This is a genomic window from Streptomyces sp. NPDC058674 (assembly GCF_042716505.1).
Taxonomy (GTDB): domain Bacteria; phylum Actinomycetota; class Actinomycetes; order Streptomycetales; family Streptomycetaceae; genus Streptomyces.
Genome location: NZ_JBHXSC010000005.1, coordinates 149,998 through 168,047, shown reverse-complemented (window position 1 = coordinate 168,047; position 18,050 = coordinate 149,998). Strand labels below are relative to the sequence as shown.

At 75.4% G+C, this 18,050-nt stretch carries 15 protein-coding genes and 2 pseudogenes; 10 read left to right on the top strand and 7 right to left on the bottom strand.

What is annotated here, in order from left to right; all coding sequences use genetic code 11:
- Nucleotides 1-69: 69 nt before the first annotated feature.
- From egtC to egtA, 3 genes and pseudogenes are all read right to left on the bottom strand, one after another.
- A pseudogene (egtC, locus tag ACFWU6_RS04820) lies at nt 70-750 on the bottom strand (ergothioneine biosynthesis protein EgtC); the annotation flags it as partial.
- Nucleotides 750-2,129: an ergothioneine biosynthesis protein EgtB gene (egtB, locus tag ACFWU6_RS04815; RefSeq protein ID WP_383978489.1), complete on the bottom strand. Its 1,380-nt coding sequence runs from the start codon at nt 2,127-2,129 to the stop codon at nt 750-752. The pseudogene egtC and the gene egtB, both read right to left, overlap by 1 nt.
- The gene (gene egtA / locus ACFWU6_RS04810; protein ID WP_383807457.1) at nt 2,072-3,400 is read right to left on the bottom strand and encodes an ergothioneine biosynthesis glutamate--cysteine ligase EgtA; all 1,329 of its coding nucleotides are present in this window, start codon (nt 3,398-3,400) and stop codon (nt 2,072-2,074) included. Before egtA ends, egtB begins: the two co-directional genes overlap by 58 nt.
- A 107-nt stretch (nt 3,401-3,507) precedes the next feature.
- Between egtA and ACFWU6_RS04805 the strand changes: the two genes are divergently transcribed.
- Nucleotides 3,508-4,341, top strand: a complete 834-nt coding sequence (locus ACFWU6_RS04805) for a TIGR02452 family protein (RefSeq protein WP_383978486.1) — start codon at nt 3,508-3,510, stop codon at nt 4,339-4,341.
- 143 nt (nt 4,342-4,484) lie between these two features.
- Here the strand turns inward: ACFWU6_RS04805 and ACFWU6_RS04800 are convergent, their stop codons facing one another.
- Nucleotides 4,485-5,003 (bottom strand): type II toxin-antitoxin system PemK/MazF family toxin, encoded by a 519-nt coding sequence (locus tag ACFWU6_RS04800; RefSeq protein WP_383978483.1) that lies wholly within the window; start codon nt 5,001-5,003, stop codon nt 4,485-4,487.
- A 115-nt stretch (nt 5,004-5,118) separates the two neighbouring features.
- On the bottom strand, nt 5,119-5,346 hold the full coding sequence (locus tag ACFWU6_RS04795) for a DUF2945 domain-containing protein (protein WP_383807466.1): 228 nt from the start codon (nt 5,344-5,346) through the stop codon (nt 5,119-5,121).
- A gap of 174 nt (nt 5,347-5,520) precedes the next feature.
- Between ACFWU6_RS04795 and ACFWU6_RS04790 the strand changes: the two genes are divergently transcribed.
- Together ACFWU6_RS04790 and ACFWU6_RS04785 are read left to right on the top strand one after the other, a co-directional pair.
- A complete protein-coding gene (locus ACFWU6_RS04790; RefSeq protein WP_383978480.1) occupies nt 5,521-7,026 on the top strand; it encodes a cryptochrome/photolyase family protein in 1,506 nt (501 codons plus the stop codon).
- A 124-nt stretch (nt 7,027-7,150) separates the two neighbouring features.
- Complete coding sequence (locus ACFWU6_RS04785; protein WP_383978477.1) at nt 7,151-8,341, top strand: spore photoproduct lyase family protein; 1,191 nt, start codon at nt 7,151-7,153, stop codon at nt 8,339-8,341.
- Between the two features lie 85 nt (nt 8,342-8,426).
- Here the strand turns inward: ACFWU6_RS04785 and ACFWU6_RS04780 are convergent, their stop codons facing one another.
- A complete protein-coding gene (locus ACFWU6_RS04780) occupies nt 8,427-8,600 on the bottom strand; it encodes a CsbD family protein (protein ID WP_383807475.1) in 174 nt (57 codons plus the stop codon).
- A 190-nt stretch (nt 8,601-8,790) separates the two neighbouring features.
- On the opposite strand from ACFWU6_RS04780, the gene ACFWU6_RS04775 reads away from it, so the two are divergent.
- Entirely contained in the window at nt 8,791-9,105 is a 315-nt protein-coding gene (locus ACFWU6_RS04775) for a hypothetical protein (RefSeq protein ID WP_383978474.1), read from the top strand.
- Between the two features lie 128 nt (nt 9,106-9,233).
- Here the strand turns inward: ACFWU6_RS04775 and ACFWU6_RS04770 are convergent, their stop codons facing one another.
- Nucleotides 9,234-10,658, bottom strand: coding sequence for an amidase (locus ACFWU6_RS04770; protein ID WP_383807479.1), 1,425 nt, complete (start codon nt 10,656-10,658; stop codon nt 9,234-9,236).
- A gap of 262 nt (nt 10,659-10,920) precedes the next feature.
- On the opposite strand from ACFWU6_RS04770, the gene ACFWU6_RS04765 reads away from it, so the two are divergent.
- The 6 genes and pseudogenes from ACFWU6_RS04765 (at nt 10,921) to ACFWU6_RS04740 (ending at nt 17,949) form a co-directional block, all read left to right on the top strand.
- Complete coding sequence (locus tag ACFWU6_RS04765; protein WP_383978471.1) at nt 10,921-11,970, top strand: LacI family DNA-binding transcriptional regulator; 1,050 nt, start codon at nt 10,921-10,923, stop codon at nt 11,968-11,970.
- 206 nt (nt 11,971-12,176) lie between these two features.
- A complete protein-coding gene (locus tag ACFWU6_RS04760) occupies nt 12,177-13,376 on the top strand; it encodes a thiolase family protein (RefSeq protein WP_383807485.1) in 1,200 nt (399 codons plus the stop codon).
- A 150-nt stretch (nt 13,377-13,526) separates the two neighbouring features.
- Nucleotides 13,527-14,867, top strand: a pseudogene (locus ACFWU6_RS04755) (aldehyde dehydrogenase family protein); the annotation flags it as partial.
- A 183-nt stretch (nt 14,868-15,050) separates the two neighbouring features.
- A complete protein-coding gene (locus ACFWU6_RS04750; protein WP_383978468.1) occupies nt 15,051-15,443 on the top strand; it encodes a thioredoxin family protein in 393 nt (130 codons plus the stop codon).
- 41 nt (nt 15,444-15,484) lie between these two features.
- The gene (locus ACFWU6_RS04745) at nt 15,485-16,915 is read left to right on the top strand and encodes a dihydrolipoyl dehydrogenase family protein (RefSeq protein WP_383978465.1); all 1,431 of its coding nucleotides are present in this window, start codon (nt 15,485-15,487) and stop codon (nt 16,913-16,915) included.
- 728 nt (nt 16,916-17,643) lie between these two features.
- Complete coding sequence (locus tag ACFWU6_RS04740; protein ID WP_383809172.1) at nt 17,644-17,949, top strand: DUF2087 domain-containing protein; 306 nt, start codon at nt 17,644-17,646, stop codon at nt 17,947-17,949.
- Nucleotides 17,950-18,050: the final 101 nt, after the last annotated feature.

The following is an 18,050-nucleotide window of genomic DNA, read 5'->3' as shown; positions in this document are numbered from 1 at the left end:
GTGTCCTTCGAGAGGGGTCAGTTCGACCCGGGTGCGGGTGGCGGTCAACAGGGTCCGGTCGGGCACTTCGCGCCAGCGGGAGTCGTCGTCGTACGGCTCGGACGCCACCACCGTGCGCCGGGCCTGCGGATCGTGCAGGTACCAGAGCGAATCGCCCCAGGCCGTCGCGGCGATGGCCGCCCCGTCGGTCAGCAGCAGGTTCAGCCGGGAGCCGGGCGAGGCCGCGGCCACCTCCCGGACCGGCTCGGCGAGCGCCGTGCCCAGGTCGTCCCCGGCGCGCAGCCGACGCAGGACCAGCGCCCAGAGCAGCGCCGAATCCGTGCGCGCGGTCAGCCGCAGCAGCTCCTCGGGCGGCAGTGCGGCGGCCAGGGGGGCCACCGCGCCGGGCCAGTCCCGCACCGCGCCGTTGTGGCTGAACAGCCAGGGGCCGTCCGCGAAGGGCGCCGCCGCGGCCTCCCCGTCGGCCCCGGCCAAGGTGGCGTCCCGTACCGCCGCCAGCAGGGCCCCGCTGCGCACGACCCGGGCGATGTCCGCGAAGCCCTCGTCCGCCCAGACGGGGCCGGACCGGCGGTAGCGGCCCGGGACCGGGTCGCCCTCCGCGTACCAGCCGACGCCGAAGCCGTCGGCGTTGACCGTGCCGTACCGCTGTCGGCGCGGCTCCCAGGACTGCCGGACCAGGGAGTGTTCGGGATCGCTCAGGAGTCTCCCCAGGGCCGCTTCCGGCCCCAGGTAGGCAAGGTGACGACACATCAGCTGTCACCGTCGCGGGCCGTGCGGAAGCCGGAGAAGATCTGCCTGCGCACCGGGAGGTCCCAGTTGCGGAAGGTGCCCCGGCAGGCGACCGGGTCCACCGCGAAGGAACCGCCGCGCAGCACCTTGTGCTCCGGCCCGAAGAACACCTGCGAGTACTCCCGGTACGGGAACGCCCGGAATCCGGGGTACGGCGTGAAGTCGGAGGACGTCCACTCCCACACGTCGCCGATCAGCTGGCGCACCCCGAGCGGGGAGGCCCCGGCCGGATAGCTGCCCGCCCGGGCCGGCCTCAGGTGCCGCTGCCCCAGATTTGCGTGGGCCGGGGTGGGCTCGGTGTCACCCCACGGGTAGCGGGTGGAGCGGCCGGAGGCCGGGTCGTGGCGGGCGGCCTTCTCCCACTCGGCCTCCGTGGGCAGCCGGCGCCCCGCCCACCGGGCGTAGGCGTCGGCCTCGTACCAGCTGACGTGCAGCACGGGCTCCTCGCCCGGCACCGGCTCGGTCACCCCGAAGCGGCGGCGGAGCCACTGGTCACCGTCCCGGCGCCAGAACAGCGGTGCCCCGATGCCGTGCGTGCGGATCTGCTCCCAGCCGGCCGGCGCCCACCAGCGGGGCTCCTCGTAGCCGCCGTCCGCGATGAACGCCTCGTACGCGGCATTGGTCACCGGCGCCGTGTCCATCCAGAACGGCCCGGTCTCCCGGGTGTGCGCCGGCCGCTCGTTGTCCAGCGACCAGGGCTCGGTGGAGGTGCCCATGGTGAACGGGCCGCCGGGGACGAGGACCTCGGCCGCGGCGGGCGGATCGTAGGGCGCCTGCGGGTCCGGGGCCGCCAGCACCGGCGGGCCGGAACGCAGCTGATGAGTGATCAGCATCGTTTCGTCGTGCTGCTGTTCGTGTTGGGCGATCATCCCGAAGACGTATCCGGAGTCCAGCAGGGCGGTGCCCTCCAGCGGGGTGTGCTCCAGCAGGTCGAAGACCCGGCCCCGGACCTCGGCCGCGTACCGGCGGGCCTCCTCGGGCCCCAGCAGCGGCAGTTTGGGCCGCTCCGCGCGCGGGTGCTCGAAGGCGTCGTAGAGCGGGTCGATCTCCGGGCGCATGGACGCGCGGCCCGCGACGTTGCGCAGCAGCCACAGCTCCTCCATGTTCCCGATGTGCGCCAGGTCCCACACCAGCGGCGACATCAGCGGGGAGTGCTGGGCGACCAGGTCGGGGCCGCTCACCGGGTCGGTGAGGCCGGCCGTACGGGCACGGGCCGCGGTCAGGGCCGCGGCGGCCCGCTCCCGCAGGTCGGGGGCGGGTCGGGGGCGTTCGGCGTCGGTCGTCACGAGCGGGCCCCCGTTCCGCCGGTCCGCAGCGCCGGCGGATCGTCGGCGGGACATCGCCCGCGCAGGACGTACCGCTCGGCGAAGGCCGCGACGGTGTCGCGGACTTCGGGGCCGGCGCCGAGCCGGGGCAGCGCCTCGGCGGCGGCCCGGAAGCAGAGGGCCGCGGCGTTCCGCAGCTCGGGGTCGGCGAGGCCGTACCGGGCGGCCGACCTCCACAGCGGATTGCGGGGCGCGGGGCCCGGTCCGTAGGAGTCGGCCAGCCCCTTGGCCACGGTGTACGCCGTCTCGGCGGCTTCCGGATCGTCGAACAGCGCGTGCACGACGGCCACCGGGACCAGCCACCCGTCGTCGCCGGGCTGCGCGTCGATCATGCGCAGTTCGAGGTGGCCGCGCGGCCGGACCGGGGGGAACAGCGTGCTCTGGTGGTAGTCCAGGTCGTCCCGGGTCGGCCGCCGCAGTCCCGGCGGGCCGTCGCCGCGCAGCCAGTCCCGGAAGGTCATCCCGCGGGGCGCCGACCACGGATCGCCGTCGTACGACCGTACGCACATCACCTCGGTGTCGAGGGCCTGCCGGGTCCACGCGGAGCGGGGCGCGGCCTCCAGGGGAGGGGCGAGGGCGCGCCGGGGGTCGATGTCGCCCCACGTGCCCTGGCGGGCGCAGCGCCAGCCGGCGTACGGGCCTTCGGGACCGGGGGAGTTGGCGAAGGCGGCCACCAGCACCGCGCCCAGCAGGTGAGCCAGCCGCCAGCGCCGCCCGAGGCCGAAGGGTCCGGGCTCCTCGAACCCGGCGTCCACGCAGACCTGCACGGACGTGGAGGCGCGCATCATGGCGCGGCCGGCCGGGCCGGTGCGGTCGAAGTGCGCCTCCATCGCCCGGTAGCGCGGGCTGTCGAGCAGTCGCCGCTGCGGGCGCCGGGGGTCCTGTCCGAGGCCGCGCAGGGCGAGGCCCCGGGAGAGGAGGGCGGAGCGTACGGCGGTGAGGTCGGCCTGGAGGCCGTCCAGGCACCCGGTCAGGGAGGCGGCGGGGGCGGAGCTCAGTTCGAGCTGGCCGCCGGGCTCGACGGTGAGTCCGGAGTTCAGGGGCAGGGCCCGGGCGGCGGCGTGCGCGGCGCGCAAGCGCTCGGGCGGCAGCGGCTGGTCGGGGCGCTCGACGTCCACGACCAGCCATTCGAGCTCGGCACCGAGCAGGCGCGGCGGGCCGGTCTTGAAGCATATGCCGTGGAGCAGCTCCTCGGCCTGCGTCTCCGTGAGGGGGGAGCCGGATGGGGGAACCGATGGGGGAGGGGCCTTCGGGAGCGGTGCGGGAGCGGATGAGTCCTGTGACATGACCGGGTCCTCGTCTCCTGTCGACAGCCGTGGCATCACCGGTGCCTACCCGTCTCGCAGGCACTAATTCCTTTGCCGCCGGGGTCTGCGGTGCGCAGGATGGCGGGGTGAGCAGCAGATTGCGCGAGATCGCGCGGGAGAACGCGGAGATCCTGGCGGCCGGCGGCTACCGGACGCGGTCGGGACGGCAGGTTTCGCTGGCCGCCGCCCTGGCGGAGGCCAAGGCAGGAACCAGGATATACGGGCCGAACCGGGTCGCTCCAGACGAACTGCCGCCGCCTGCGGCCGCCCGGACCGATGTGGAGGTCACGGGGGAGAGCAGCACGGTCGCGGCCCGCAGGCTCGCGACGGACGGCGCGGACGGTCCCGGCGCCGGTCCGGTGGCCGTCCTGAACTTCGCCTCGGCCAGGAACCCCGGGGGCGGCTACGTCCGCGGCGCCAAGGCCCAGGAGGAAGCGCTGTGCCGTGCCTCGGCGCTCTACGAGACCCTGCTGGAGGCGCCCGAGTACTACGCGGTCCACCGGGCGGAGCGCAGCACCTTCTACACCGACCGGGTGATTCACTCGCCCGGAGTCCCCGTCTTCCGCGACGACCGCGGGGCACTCCTGGAGACCCCCTTCCGCGCGGGCTTCCTCACCTCCCCCGCCCCGAACGCGGGCACCATCCGCCGGCAGGAGCCTGAACGCGTCGAGGAGATCCCCGGCGCGCTGCTCCGGCGGGCCGGGCTCGTCCTGGAGGTGGCGGCCCTGCACGGCTACCCGCGGCTGGTCCTGGGGGCCTGGGGGTGCGGCGTGTTCCGGAACGACCCGGCGCAGGTGGCCGAGGCCTTCCGGATCCTCCTGTCCGACCGGTTCGCGAACACCTTCGAGCGGGTCGTGTTCGGCATCCTGGACCGCGACCCCGGCCCCCGCGAGGCCTTCGAGCGGGCCTTCGCGACCTGAGGGCCGCGGGGCGACGGCTCCGCCGGGCGCGAGGGGGCCAGGGCGGCCGGGGCGGCCGGGGCGGCCGGGGCGGCCGGGGCGGCCGGGGCGGTCCGGGGCGGCCGGCGGGCGGGAGCGACCGGAGCGGCGGGCGGGTCTCCGGGCTACTGCCAGCCGTGGCGTTCGCGCAGCCGGCCCGCCACCCGCTCGAACCGGTCGCGGTCCAGCGCGCACGCCTCGCGGCGCATCCCGGCCTCGTGCACGCGCAGCACCCGGTCCACGGCCACCCAGGACTCCCGTCCCGCGGCGTCCCAAGGGCCCGTGCCGATCGGCACCCACTCCCGGTCGTGATCGTGCCGCTTGCTCGACAACTGCACGGCGAGCACGGTCCGTCCGCCCGCCTCCCGGGCCACGACCAGCACCGGCCGGTCCTTCCCGCGGCCGTCGTTCTCCTCGTACGGGACCCAGGTCCACACGATCTCGCCGGGATCCGGATCGCCGTCCGGGTCGGGGGCGTACTCGGTGCGCACCGGTCCGACGGCGCGCGGATCCGCCTCGGCGGTCGCCGTGCCGCCGTCCCGGCCGGGCTGCTCGACGTGACCGGAGCGCCCGGCGTGATCCGGCTGCCCGACGTGACCGGGCCGCTCGGCGCGGCCGTTGCCCTGGTGCGAAAGTGCCGTCATCCGGGTGAGGCTACCGGCTCCGGGGCGGCCTGGCCGTGGGCGAACCCGACCGTCCCGGCCCTCGTGTGCGGGGCGACCGCCGTCCGCGGGGCCCTCCCGTCCTGCGCGGTGGCCGTCAGGAGGAGCGGCCCTTCTTGCGGAGCGCCCCCGGCTTGTGCACCGCGTTCCGCCCGGACGCGTCGCTCTCCACCTCGTACTGCGGCTGCTCGTCCGAGGCGTCCACGGTGCGGCCCGCCGCCCGCGTGCGGTCCGTGATCTTCTTCTTCACCTTTCCCGTCACCTCGTGGCCGTGGCTCTGCCACGCGACCTCGTCACCCCGGCGCGGTTCCCCGCTGGCACCCATGGACCTCTCCCTCCTGCTCGCCCGCCGCCCGCATCCCGCGGCACGACCCTGTCCAGCCTCGGTCACCCGCCCCGCTCACGCACCTCGTGGGCGGACGGACGGACGGGCGTTCGAACCCCGCCGGACGGCCGCGTCCGCCGCCGTCGAAGCGGGCCGGGTTGGTTGGATGCGCCCATGAGTCCAGTGCACTGGTTGTTCGGGGACCAGCTCGGCCCGCACTTCACCGCCACCGCCGCGGGCGGGACACCGAGGGGCACCCGATGGCTGCTGATCGAGTCCCGGGCCGTCTTGCGCCGCCGCCGGTTCCACCGGGCCAAGGCCCATCTGGTCCTCAGCGCCATGCGACACCGGGCGGCCGAGCTCGGCGAGCGCGCGCAGTACGTCCAGGCGGAGACCTACCGGGAAGGACTGGCACGGGCCGTCGGCGACGCACCCGTGTCCGTGCACCACCCCACGTCCCGTGCCGCGCTCGCCCTGGTGGCATCGCTGCCGCAGGTCACCGTCCACCCGGCCCGCGGCTTCCTGGTCGACCACCGGGAATTCGTCGGGTGGGCCGCACGGCAGAAGGGCCGGCGGCTGCTCCAGGAGAACCTCTACGAGCACACGCGCCGCACCCACGACATCCTCATGGACGGCGACCGGCCGGCGGGCGGCCGCTGGAACCTGGACCACGAGAACCGCGAGCCCCCTCCCCGCGGCACGGCCACCCTCGGTGCGCCCCCGCCGTACCGGCCCCGCGAGGACGAGATCGACGAGGAGGTCCGGCGGGACCTGGACCGCTGGGAGCGCGAGGAGGGCATCACCTTCGTGGGCCGCGACGGCCCCCGGCTCTTCCCCGCGAGCCGGCGGGAGGCGCTGGCCGCGCTGGACCACTTCGTCACGCACCGCCTCGCCGGCTTCGGCGCGCACGAGGACGCCATGCTGGCCGCCGACCCCGTGATGAGCCACAGCCTGCTGTCCTCCTCCCTCAACCTCGGCCTCCTGGACCCCTGGGAGTGCGTGACCCGGGCCGAGGACGCCTGGCGGGCCGGGCACGTCCCGCTCAACAGCGCCGAAGGGTTCGTACGACAGGTGTGCGGCTGGCGCGAGTACGTGTGGAACCTGTACTGGCACCTCGGCGAGGACTACCGGCACCGCAACGACCTGCGCCACACCGCGCCGGTGCCCGCGTGGTTCGCGGAGCTGGACGCGGACGCGGTGGAGGCCCGCTGCCTGTCCACCGTGCTGGCGCAGGTCCGGGACACGGGGTGGACGCACCACATCCCCCGCCTGATGGTCCTCGGCAGCCGCGCCCTGCAGCAGGGCTGGGACCCGGCGGAGGTGACGGACTGGTTCCACCGGTGCTTCGTCGACGGCTACGACTGGGTGATGCTGCCCAACGTGGTGGGCATGTCCCAGTACGCGGACGGCGGGCTGATGACCACCAAGCCCTACACCTCGGGCGGCGCCTACATCCACCGGATGAGCGACCTGTGCGGGAGCTGTCGGTACCGGCCCACCGACCGCACCGGCGACCGGGCCTGCCCCTACACCGTCGGCTACTGGGCCTTCCTGGACCGGCACCGCTCGCGGCTGGAGGGCAACCCCCGCACGGCCCGGGCCGTGCGCGGCCTGGACCGGCTGGGCGACGCGGCGGAGGTCGTCCGGGCGCACCGCGACGGGGGAGACGCACCACCCTGAGGACACCGGCGGGAGCGCCGGTCACCGCACTAGAGTGGACATACCGCCCGGTACATCCCCGGGCACCCCCGGGGCCCGCAGTCCCGGGGCAGCGGTGAGGATCGGAACGGGGCAGGAGACGCACATGGGCTCCCAGCCGTACGCGGGCGGGCCGGGCTACCACGAGGACGCCCTGTTCGGCCTGGAGGACATCGACACGGGGCAGGAGCGGGGTGCGCCCGCGGGGGCCGGCCCGCTGTTCCGCGACTCACCGGCCGCGCGCCGGCTGCTCTCCGTACGGGCGATCCACGCCGAACCGGCCGCCGCGGCCTCCCCGCGCGGCCGGCAGGTCATCGCCCGCTTCCCCGGGGCCGAGGTGATCCCCGTGGAATCGCACTGGGGGATTCCGGAGCTCCACGGCAACGAGGGGAACGTCGACCGGTGGGTCCGGATCAAGAGCGAGGTCCTGGTCCTGGGGGAGAAGAAGACGCTCACCACCCGCCCCAACGGGCGCTCCGCCGACTGGATCGCCCCCGGCCCCGCCAACGGCTGCGCCATGGCCTGCGCCTACTGCTACGTCCCGCGCCGCAAGGGGTATGCCAACCCGATCACGGTCTTCACCAACATCGAGCGGATCATCGCCCACCTGTCGCGGCACGTCGCGCGCCTGGGGCCCAAGGCGGAGGCGAACCAGTGCGATCCGGCCGCGTGGGTCTACGACATCGGAGAGAACAGCGACTGTTCGGTGGACGCTCTGATCAGCGACAACGTCGCCGACCTGGTCCGCGCCTTCGCACGGTGGCCTGCCGCCAAGGCCTCCTTCGCCACCAAGTTCGTCAACCCGGACCTCCTCCTGCTGGACCCGCGCGGCCGCACCCGCGTGCGGTTCTCCGTCATGCCGCCGGAGGACGCCAAGCTGCTGGACATCCGCACCAGCCCGGTGGAGAGCCGCATCGCCGCCGCGGGCGACTTCCTGGAAGCCGGCTACGAGGTCCACTTCAACCTCTCGCCCGTCGTCCTGCGCCCCGGCTGGGAACGGGACTGGGCCCTCCTCCTGCGCCACATGGACGACGTGCTGCCCGGTCCGGTGAAGGAACAGGCCGCCGCGGAGGTGATCATGCTGACGCACAACAAGGACCTGCACGACCTCAACCTCGGCTGGCACCCGCGCGCGGAGGACGCCCTTTGGCGGCCCGACCTCCAGCAGCCCAAACGCTCCCAGAACGGCAGTTGGAACGTCCGGTACCGCAACGCCGTGAAGGCCGAGGCGGTCGAGGCCGTGCACGCGCTCGTGGCCGCCCATGCGCCGTGGCTGCCGATCCGCTACGCCTTCTGACGGACGCCACCGGCGGGCGGACGCGCGACGGGGCCGGGACCGCTCCCGCGGTCCCGGCCCCGTCCGTACGCGATCCGTACGAAGATCAGTGCTTGAACGTGTCCTTGACCTTCTCCTTGGCCTCCCGGGCGTCGCCCTTGGCCTGATCCGCGCGGCCCTCGGCCGTCATCCGCTCGTTGCCCGTCAGGCGGCCAGCGGTCTCCTTGAGCTTGCCCTTGGCCTGCTCGCCCTTTGCCTCGGCCTTCTGCTCACCAGACACAGCTGATCACTCCCTGTTCGATGGAAAAAGTCTTACAGAACCCCGTATGACCGGTCAGCCGCCTCCCAAACGGCCGGGGGCGAAACCACCGGGCCGCACGCCCCGGCTTCCCGGTCGGAGCGCGTCACGGCCTGGCGCGGCGTACGGCCGCGGGGGCCACCGGGCCGGGCCTGCTGGCACAGTGGTGGCGGTGACACACGATCCGCATCCGCCCCGCACCCCCGACGGGCACCACGTCATCATCGGCGGCAGGCGCTGGCGCGCCACCGACCCGTCGATCCCGCAGGACGCGGGCGCGCGTCTGCGGGCCCATCTGATGACGGCCCGACGGGCGGTCGGGGCCGCCCTCAGAGCGGGCGACGGGCAGGCCGAGGCCGCCGCCCGCGCCCGCGTGCAGCTGGCGAAGGTCGCCCTGGGGGAGCGTGGCACCCCCTGGTGGGAGCAGAGCGAGACCGAGCGGCGGGCCCGCTGGCAGGAGGGCCTGGACACGCTCGACGAGGAGTGACGGCGTCCCCGCCCCGCCCGGAGTGCGCTCGACCGGGTGACGGCGTACCCGCCCCGCCGGGGCGGTCGGCCCGACAGTGCCCGGCGGTCGGCACGCCGGGGCCGCGCGCCGGCGGCTCGTCCTGCCGGCTACCGCCCGGCGGGGGACGCGCCCCCGGCGGCCCCCGCCCACGCGGCGCTCCAGGCCGGGGCCTGCGCCTCCTCCACCTGCGCCGCCAGGCTCAGCAGGAGGGGCTCCGAGTGCGCCGGGCCGAGGAGCTGGGCACCCAGGGGCAGCCCCGAGCGGGTGAAGCCCGCCGGGACGTTCACCCCCGGCCAGCCCAGGACGTTCCACGTCCAGGCGTACGGGCAGGCGGCGATCATCGCCCGGTCCGTGGCCAGGGCGCCGAGGCCGGCCAGGGCGCCGATCCGCAGGGGCGGTGTGGCCGTCGTCGGGGTCAGCACCACGTCGTACCGGCCGAACACCTCGCCCACCCGCCACCGCAGCCCCGCCTCCGCCCGGCGGGAGAGCCGCAGCGGCAGGCCGCCCAGCATCCGCCCCGTCCGGACGGCCTCGTGCGTACGGCGGTCCAGCAGGGTCCGGTCCGGCACCCGGTCCGCCCAGTCCCGTACGCCCGCGGTCGCGCGGGGGACGAAGGTCAGGCCGATCGGCCCGTACCGCGGGTCCTCCGGAACCACCTCGTGGCCCAGTGACTCCAGCCGCACGGCCAGCCGCTCCACGGCCGAACGGACCTCGGGGTGGAGGGACTTCGGCGTCGCCGTGAACGGCATCGCGAAGGAGAGGGCGATCCGCAGCCGCCGGGGGGCGCGCCGGGCCGCCTCGAGCGCTGAGACGGGGGCCGGACGGTGCAGGTCCTCGGCGTGCTGACCGCTCGCGGCGTCCAGCAGGAGCGCGGCGTCGGCGACCGTGCGGGCCAGTACGCCGTTGACCGTCAGCCCGTTGAAGGACTCGGGCTCGGGCCAGGTGGAGATGCGCCCGCGCTGGGGTTTCACGCCGATCAGGTGCGTCCAGGCGGCGGGTATCCGTACGGAGCCCGCCCCGTCGGAACCGAGCGCCGCAGGGACCAGGCCCGCCGCCACGGCGGCGGCGGAGCCGCCCGAGGAGCCGCCGGGGGTGTAGTCCGTGTTCCACGGATTGCGCGTCAGGCCGAAGGCCTCGCCCTCGGTGAAGGGCCATTGGCCCAGCTCCGGGGTCTGGGTCTTTCCGACGATCACGGCGCCGGCCGCGCGGAGCCGGCGTACCGCCTCGCAGTCGGCGGTCTTCGGGGCGAAGGAGCCGGCGCACCCGAAGGCCGTCGGCTCCCCCGCGAGGTCCATGTCGTCCTTGACGGCGAGCGGTACGCCCAGCAGCGGCAGCCGCTCACCGGCCGCGAGGCGCCGGTCCGCGGCGTCCGCCTCGGCGAGCGCGGCCTCCGTGCGTACGGTCCGGAAGGCGTTGAGGCCGGGCTGCGCGACCGCGATCCGGTCGAGGGCCCGCTCGGTCAACAGGCGTGCGGACACGCTCCCTTCGGCGAGCGCGGCCGCCATCTCCACGAGGCCCGCGGGCTCGGACACGGGAGAGGCCCCGGACGGATGCGGCACTGTGACCCCTCCCCGTTACCGATCGGTAGGGAGACGGTAGCGGCAGTACCGTCGAGTGGCCAGTGCCACCGGCGGGGCGGAGCCCCGGGACACCGGTCCCGGCCGCGGGCGGGCGGTGCACCGAGGCCTCCGGGGCCGCCCGACGGCGTGCCCCCACCCGGGCCACCCCGCGGGCGCGCGTTTTTCGCCATCCGCCGGAGCCGGGGCCCCGCCGGTCTGGAAGGATGCCTCGGCAATGTCTCAGTCACCGAAGTCACCGAAGCCGCCGACACCGGACTCCGGACCGCCCCCCACCCCGCCGCCGCCCGTCCCCACCAGCGCCGACGTGGCCCGCCTGGCCGGGGTGTCGCGCGCCACCGTCTCGTACGTACTGAACAACGCCGAAGCCGTGCGCATCAGCGAGCCGACCCGCCTCAAGGTCCGCCGCGCCGCCGAGGAACTCGGCTACGTGCCGCACGCGGCGGCCCGCAGCCTGCGCGCCGGGCACACCCGGATCGTGCTCCTGCCCACCTCCCACGTACCGGTCGGGCCGCTCTACAGCACCTTCCTCAACGAGCTCCAGTGGGCCCTGCGCCGCCTCGACTACACCGTGGTCCAGTACGGCAGCCTCGGCTTCACCGGCGACGAAGCCGCCCGCGCGTGGGCGGAGCTGCGCCCGGTGACGGTGATCTCCCTCGGCGAGATCACGCTCTCCGCCCGCAACGTCGCCACCCTCAAACGGGCCGGGGCCCGCGCGGTGATCACGATGGGACCGGCCGGCGTGCCGGGGGCGCACGCGCTCGTCATGGACCAGCGGGAGGTCGGTGCGCGGGCGGCCGCCCACCTCGTGGAGCGCGGCCTGCGGCGGATCGGCGTGGTCGTGCCTGAGGAAGAGGGGCTGGAGCTGTTCTCCGCTCCCCGTCTGGCCGGCGCCCGCTCCGTCGCGGGCGCGGAGGTCACGCGCCTCCCGATGGCCTACTCGGAGGAGTCGGCCGCGGCGCTCGCGGCGCGCTGGCGCGGGCTCGGGCTGGACGCCGCCTTCGCCTGCAACGACGAGTACGCGATGCTGCTGATGCGGGCGTTCCAGGACGAGGGGCTCCGCATCCCCGCAGACGTGGCCGTCATGGGGGCCGACGACCTGCTCATCGGCCGCCTGCTGCGGCCCCGGCTGAGCACGGTGCAGATCGAGATGCCGACCGGGGACCACCTGGCGTCGCTGGTGGACAGGGCGGTGCGCGAGCCGTCGGAGGTCACGCAGCGGCACGACCTGATGGCGGCCGTGGCCGTCCCCCGCGAGTCGACCTGACCGACAGCACCGCCCCTGCCGGCTCCCCGGCCGCCGACGCCCACCCCCGTGCCCGGCGGCGGGCCCCCGGCAGCCGTTGACAGGCGGCGACGTGCGGACGGAGACTTCGGGCGCGCCCCACCGGGCGCGCCCGCCCGGCGGCGCGTCCCGGTACCCACCGGCACCGGCGCGCCACCGTCCGTACGGATCCGCCCAGGAGAAACCCGATGAGCATCCGCACCGTCCGCGACGTCTACGTGGTCGACGCCGTCCGCACCCCGATCGGCAAGTTCGGCGGGGCCCTCGCCGGAGTCCGGCCGGACGACCTCGCCGCCCACGTCGTCCGTGCACTGGTGGACCGTACGCCCGACCTCGACCCCGCCCGCATCGACGATGTGGTCTTCGGCGACGCCAACGGCGCGGGCGAGGACAACCGCGACGTGGCCCGGATGGCCGTGCTGCTGGCGGGGCTTCCCGTGACCGTTCCCGGAGCCACCGTCAACCGGCTCTGCGGCTCCGGCCTCGAAGCCGTGATCCAGGCCGCCCGCGCGATCGCCCTCGGCGACGCCTCCGTCGCCATCGCGGGCGGAGTCGAGTCGATGAGCCGCGCCCCCTGGGTGGTGCAGAAGCCCGAGCGGACCTTCCCGGCGGGCCACCAGCAGATGTGGTCCACCACCCTCGGCTGGCGGATGACCAACCCGCGGATGCCCGCCGAGTGGACCGCCTCGCTCGGCGAGGGCGCCGAGCTCGTCGCCGAGAAGTACGGCGTCACCCGCGAGGCCCAGGACGCCTTCGCCCTGGAGAGCCACCGCAAGGCGGCGGCCGCGTGGGCCGCGGGCCGGTACGACGGCGAGGTGGTCCCGTACGGCGGCGTGGACCTGGTGCGCGACGAATGCATCCGGGAGGACTCCACGGCCGGGGCGCTGGCCCGGCTCAAGCCCGCCTTCCGGACGGACGGCACCGGCACGGTCACGGCCGGCAACGCCTCCCCGCTCAACGACGGCGCCGCCGCCCTGCTGCTGACCGACGAGGCGGGGCTGGCGGCGACCGGCCGCGAGCCGCTCGCCCGCATCAGCGCCTCCGCCGTCACCGGGATCGAGCCCCAGCTGTTCGGCCTGGGACCCGTGGACGCCGTCCGGAGCGCACTGGAGAAGGCCGGCCGGGGACTGGCGGACCTCTCCGTCCTGGAACTCAACGAGGCCTTCGCCGCACAGGCGTTGGGCTGTCTGTCGGCCTGGCCCGAGCTGGACCCGGCCGTGGTCAACCCGCGCGGCGGCGCCATCGCGATCGGCCACCCGCTCGGTGCCTCGGGCGCGCGGCTGGCCGGAGCGGTCGCGCACCAGCTGGCGGCGGCCGGCTCCGGCACCGGCATGGCGGCGCTGTGCATCGGCGTCGGGCAGGGCATCGCGCTCGTCCTGGAGCGCTGAGCCGGTTCCGCCGACGGTCCGTCGATCGTTTCCGGTCAGCGGCACATGCCAACTGCCCAATAACTGAACAGAAGTGAGGCCTCCGGTCTGGCACGATGGCGCGTGCTGCCGCCCCCCGCCCCGCCCTTCCCCGACCGGAGGCCCCGCGCCATGCCACTCCTCGACCCGACGCTCTGGCAGGACGGACCCACCCTGACCGGCGGCGCCGCCCCCGTCGTCGAACCGGCCACGGGCCGTACCCTGGCGACCCTCGACCTGGCCGCCCCCGCCGACGTCGCCGAGGCCGCCGTACGGGCCCGGGCCGCCCAGCGCGACTGGGCGCGCGCCACCCACCCGGAGCGGGCGGCCGTGCTGCGCCGGGCGGGGGACCTGTTCACCGTCCACGCCGACGAACTGCGGGACTGGCTCGTGCGGGAGTCGGGCTCGATACCCGGCAAGGCGGACTTCGAACTGCACGTCGCCGCCCAGGAGTGCTACGAGGCCGCCGCGCTGGCCTCCCGCCCGACCGGGCAGGTACTGCCGAGCGAAGCGCCCCGGCTGTCCATCACCCGACGGGTGCCGGCCGGCGTGGTCGGGGTCATCGCCCCCTTCAACGTCCCCCTGGTCCTCGCGATCCGCTCCGTCGCCCCCGCGCTGGCCCTCGGCAACGCGGTCCTGCTCAAGCCGGACCGGCGCACGGCCGTCTCCGGCGGCCTCGCCCTCGCCGCCGTCCTCGCGGCCGCCGGCCTCCCGGCCGGTCTGCTCCAGGTCCTGCCCGGCGGCGCCGCCACCGGGGCCGCGGTGGTCGCCGACCCCCTGGTCCGGGTGGTGTCCTTCACCGGTTCCACCGCTGCCGGACGGACCGTCGGCGAGCTCGCGGGCCGTCACCTCAAGCGCGCCCACCTCGAACTGGGCGGGAACTCGGCCCTGGTCGTGCTGCGCGACGCCGATGTCGAAGCCGCCGTCGCCCAGGCCTCCTGGGGCTCCTTCTTCCACCAGGGCCAGATCTGCATGACCGCCGGGCGCCACCTCGTCCACGCCTCGCTGTACGACGACTACGTGGAGCGGCTCGCCGCGCGCGCCGAGGCGCTGGCGGTGGGGGACCCGTACCGGGATCAGGTCCACCTGGGCCCGCTGATCGACGCGGGGCAGGTGGAGCGCGTGCACGGCCTGGTGGAGGCGAGCACTGCCCGGGGCGCCAAGCTCGTCGCGGGCGGAACGCACCGGGACCTCTTCTACCGGCCGACCGTACTGGCGGGCGTCGCCGACGACACCCCCGCCTACGCCGAGGAGGTCTTCGGCCCCGTCGCGCCCGTACGGTCCTTCGCCACGGAGGAGGAGGCGGTGGCCCTGGCGTCGGCCGGTCCGTACGGGCTCTCCCTCGGGATCGTCACCCGGGACGCGGGGCGGGGCCTGGAGCTGGCGGAGCGGATTCCGACCGGGATCGCGCACATCAACGACCAGACGGTGAACGACGAGGCCGTGGCCCCCTTCGGCGGGGTCGGCGCCTCCGGCACGGGTGCCCGCTTCGGCGGCGAGGCGAATCTGGACGCCTTCACGGAGCTGCGCTGGACCACGGCCCGTACCAGCCCCGCACCGCACCCCTTCTAGCCGAGCCCGGCCCACGGTGCCGGAATGATGCGGGCAGGCCGTTCGTTCAAGCAGCAGACGGCTCACTCAGGAGGAATGGACACCGTGGCTACAGTCGAGCTCACCAAGGAAAACTTCGACCGGACGGTCAGCGAGAACCCGTTCGTGCTGATCGACTTCTGGGCGGGCTGGTGCCGGCCGTGCCTGCAGTTCGCCCCCGTCTACGAGAAGGCCTCGGAGACCCACTCCGACCTGGTCTTCGCCAAGGTCGACACCGAGGCGCAGCAGGAGCTGGCCGCCGCATTCGAGATCAGCTCGATTCCGACGCTGATGATCGTCCGGGACCAGGTCGCGATCTTCTCGCAGCCGGGTGCGCTGCCGGAGGCGGCCCTGACGGACCTGATCGGGCAGGCGCGCGCCCTCGACATGGACGAGGTACGGGCAAAGATCGCCGCTGAGCGGAAGGGCGCCCAGGAGTCCGGCACGCCGGAGGCCTGAGTGCGCGCGCCGCTCCGGGCCGGTCGGTGACACTGGTCCGCATGACTGAAGCGGTGGAGTACGACGTCGTGGTGCTCGGCGGGGGACCGGCCGGCGAGAATGTCGCCGACCGGACCCGCGCCGCCGGGCTGAGCACGGCCGTGGTGGAGAGCGAGCTCCTGGGCGGGGAGTGCTCGTACTGGGCGTGCGTCCCGAGCAAGGCCCTGCTGCGCCCGGTGCTGGCGCGGGCGGACGCCCGCCGGGTTCCCGGCCTGGCCGGCGCGGTCGAGGGGCCGCTGGACACCCGGGCGGTGTTCGCGCACCGCGACTACTGGGCGAGCCACTGGAAGGACGACGGCCAGCTCGACTGGCTGACGTCGATCGGCGCGCACGTCTACCGGGGACACGGCCGGCTGTACGGGACCCGGAAGGTCGCCGTGACCAGCCCCGAGGGCGAGCACCACGTGCTGGCGGCCCGGCACGCCGTGGTCGTCGCCACCGGCACCCGGGCCGTCGTCCCCGACCTGCCCGGGATGGCCGGGGCCCGCCCCTGGACCAGCCGGGAGGCGACCTCCGCGCAGGAGGCGCCGGGACGGCTGCTGATCGTGGGCGGCTCGGTGGTCGCCGCGGAGATGGCGACGGCCTGGCAGGCGCTGGGGTCGCAGGTCACCGTGCTGGTGCGCGGCCCGCGGCTGCTGCCGCGGATGGAGCCCTTCGCCGGGGAACTGGTCGCCGACGCGCTGCGCGAGGCCGGCGCGGTGGTCCGTACGGAGGTGTCCGTCGAGGCGGTCGTACGGGACGGCTCGACGGGGCCGGTCACCGTGGTGCTGGAGGGCGGCGAGACCCTGGAGGGCGACGAGCTGCTGATGGCGACGGGCCGTGCGCCGCGGACCGGGGACATCGGCCTGGACACCGTGGGGCTGCCCGCGGGGGAGTGGATCGGGGTCGACGACAGCTGCCGCATGCCCGGCCACGACTGGCTGTACGCGGTGGGGGACGTCAACCACCGCGCGCTCCTGACCCACCAGGGCAAGTACCAGGCCCGGATCGCCGGCGCCGCCATCGCGGCCCGCGCGGCGGGCACCGGAGCCCTGGACACCGGCCGCTGGGGCGCGCACGCGGCGACCGCCGACGTACGTGCCCTGCCGCAGGTGGTCTTCACCGACCCGGAGGCCGCGGCGGTGGGCCTCTCACTGGCGGAGGCGGAGCGCGCCGGCCACCGCGTGCGCGCCGTCGACCACGACCTGGCGAAGGTGTCCGGCGCGGGCCTGTACGCCGAGGGCTACCGGGGGCGGGCCCGCATGGTCGTCGACCTGGACCGCGAGGTCCTCCTCGGAGCCACCTTCGTGGGCCCGGGGGCGGCGGAGATGCTCCACGCGGCCACCATCGCGGTCGCGGCGGAGGTACCGATCGACCGCCTGTGGCACGCGGTCCCGGCCTTCCCGACGATCAGCGAGGTCTGGCTGCGCCTGCTGGAGGCGTACCGGGGGTAGGCCGTCTCTCTCGGATGCGTGACCCTGCTGTTGCTGCGGACGCCGGAGACGCCCTGAGGGCGTGCCCGAGGCGGACCCGCACCGAACCGGTGAGACCGTGCGGGGGTTCGGCCGTCGCGGTCGGGTCCCGCGGCTCACCCGATCCGGTGGTCCCCGCGTGATTGCGCCGGGGCCCGCGGGTCCCTGCGTGACACTCGGGGCGTGGCAGAGACATCACCGCCGGCGGACGAGCGCGCCCCGGATTCCCGCGGCCGGCACGCGAGACGTCCGGCCGGCCGTACGACGGGCGCCCTCGGGCAGTCCTTCACCAAGTGGGTGCTCGCTCCGCGTACGGCCTGGCGGGCCAGGCGCCCCGGCCGGGACGTGGGGCCGGGCTCCGGGCCGGACTCCGGGGCCTCCCCGGCAGCCCCGGCATCCGCGGACGCACTGGGCGGGCCCGCCGGCCGGCCCGGCGGACAGGGGTACGGCCGGCACCGCCGTGACGGTGACGCGACGCCGGGCCCGCGGTGAGCCCGGCCGCACGGGTGGCCGGGGACCGCACGTAGAGCCGGGGACCGCGGGGGAGACGGCTGTCCGGCGGTCGAGGGCCGTGGCCCCTGGTCCTCCGTCACCGGAGCACGGGAGCCGCCGCGCACGCGCCGTACGGACGACGGCGGGGTGGCGGCGCCCTGGCGGCGGCGGAACAAATGCGTTGCCGGGGGTGCCCGGCCCGGGAGAGGGTCCCTCACATGTCACAGAGCACCGAGCATCAATCCCCCACGCCCTCCGCACGAGGAAACGTCGCCGACCTCTTCTCTCCCGCCGGCCGGCTCCTCGCCGTCCCCCGCAAGGCCGCCCGGCGCGAGCAGTTGCTGGTCCACCTCGCGCGGACGCTCTTCGCGGGCGACCGGGACTACACGGAGCCCGAGGTGAACGATGCGCTCCGCACGGTGCACGAGGACTGCTCGGCGCTGCGGCGCTACCTGATCACCTCCGGCCTGCTCACACGGACCCGCGACGGAAGCAGCTACCGCCGCGCCCCGACCGCGGGGTAGCGCCCGTCGGCGGCCGGACCGCTGTCGTTCCCGTCGTTCGGGTCGGCTCCGTGCGGAAGGCCCGCCGGCCCCGGAGCGTCCGGGGCCGGCGGGCCTGTGCG

Coding starts and splice junctions, on each gene's coding strand:
- egtB (WP_383978489.1), bottom strand. CDS start 2,129: ATGTCCCGCCGACGATCCGCCGGCGCTGCGGACCGGCGGAACGGGGGC.
- egtA (WP_383807457.1), bottom strand. CDS start 3,400: ATGTCACAGGACTCATCCGCTCCCGCACCGCTCCCGAAGGCCCCTCCC.
- ACFWU6_RS04800 (WP_383978483.1), bottom strand. CDS start 5,003: ATGACGGCACTTTCGCACCAGGGCAACGGCCGCGCCGAGCGGCCCGGT.
- ACFWU6_RS04795 (WP_383807466.1), bottom strand. CDS start 5,346: ATGGGTGCCAGCGGGGAACCGCGCCGGGGTGACGAGGTCGCGTGGCAG.
- ACFWU6_RS04790 (WP_383978480.1), top strand. CDS start 5,521: ATGAGTCCAGTGCACTGGTTGTTCGGGGACCAGCTCGGCCCGCACTTC.
- ACFWU6_RS04785 (WP_383978477.1), top strand. CDS start 7,151: ATGGGCTCCCAGCCGTACGCGGGCGGGCCGGGCTACCACGAGGACGCC.
- ACFWU6_RS04765 (WP_383978471.1), top strand. CDS start 10,921: ATGTCTCAGTCACCGAAGTCACCGAAGCCGCCGACACCGGACTCCGGA.
- ACFWU6_RS04760 (WP_383807485.1), top strand. CDS start 12,177: ATGAGCATCCGCACCGTCCGCGACGTCTACGTGGTCGACGCCGTCCGC.
- ACFWU6_RS04745 (WP_383978465.1), top strand. CDS start 15,485: ATGACTGAAGCGGTGGAGTACGACGTCGTGGTGCTCGGCGGGGGACCG.
- ACFWU6_RS04740 (WP_383809172.1), top strand. CDS start 17,644: ATGTCACAGAGCACCGAGCATCAATCCCCCACGCCCTCCGCACGAGGA.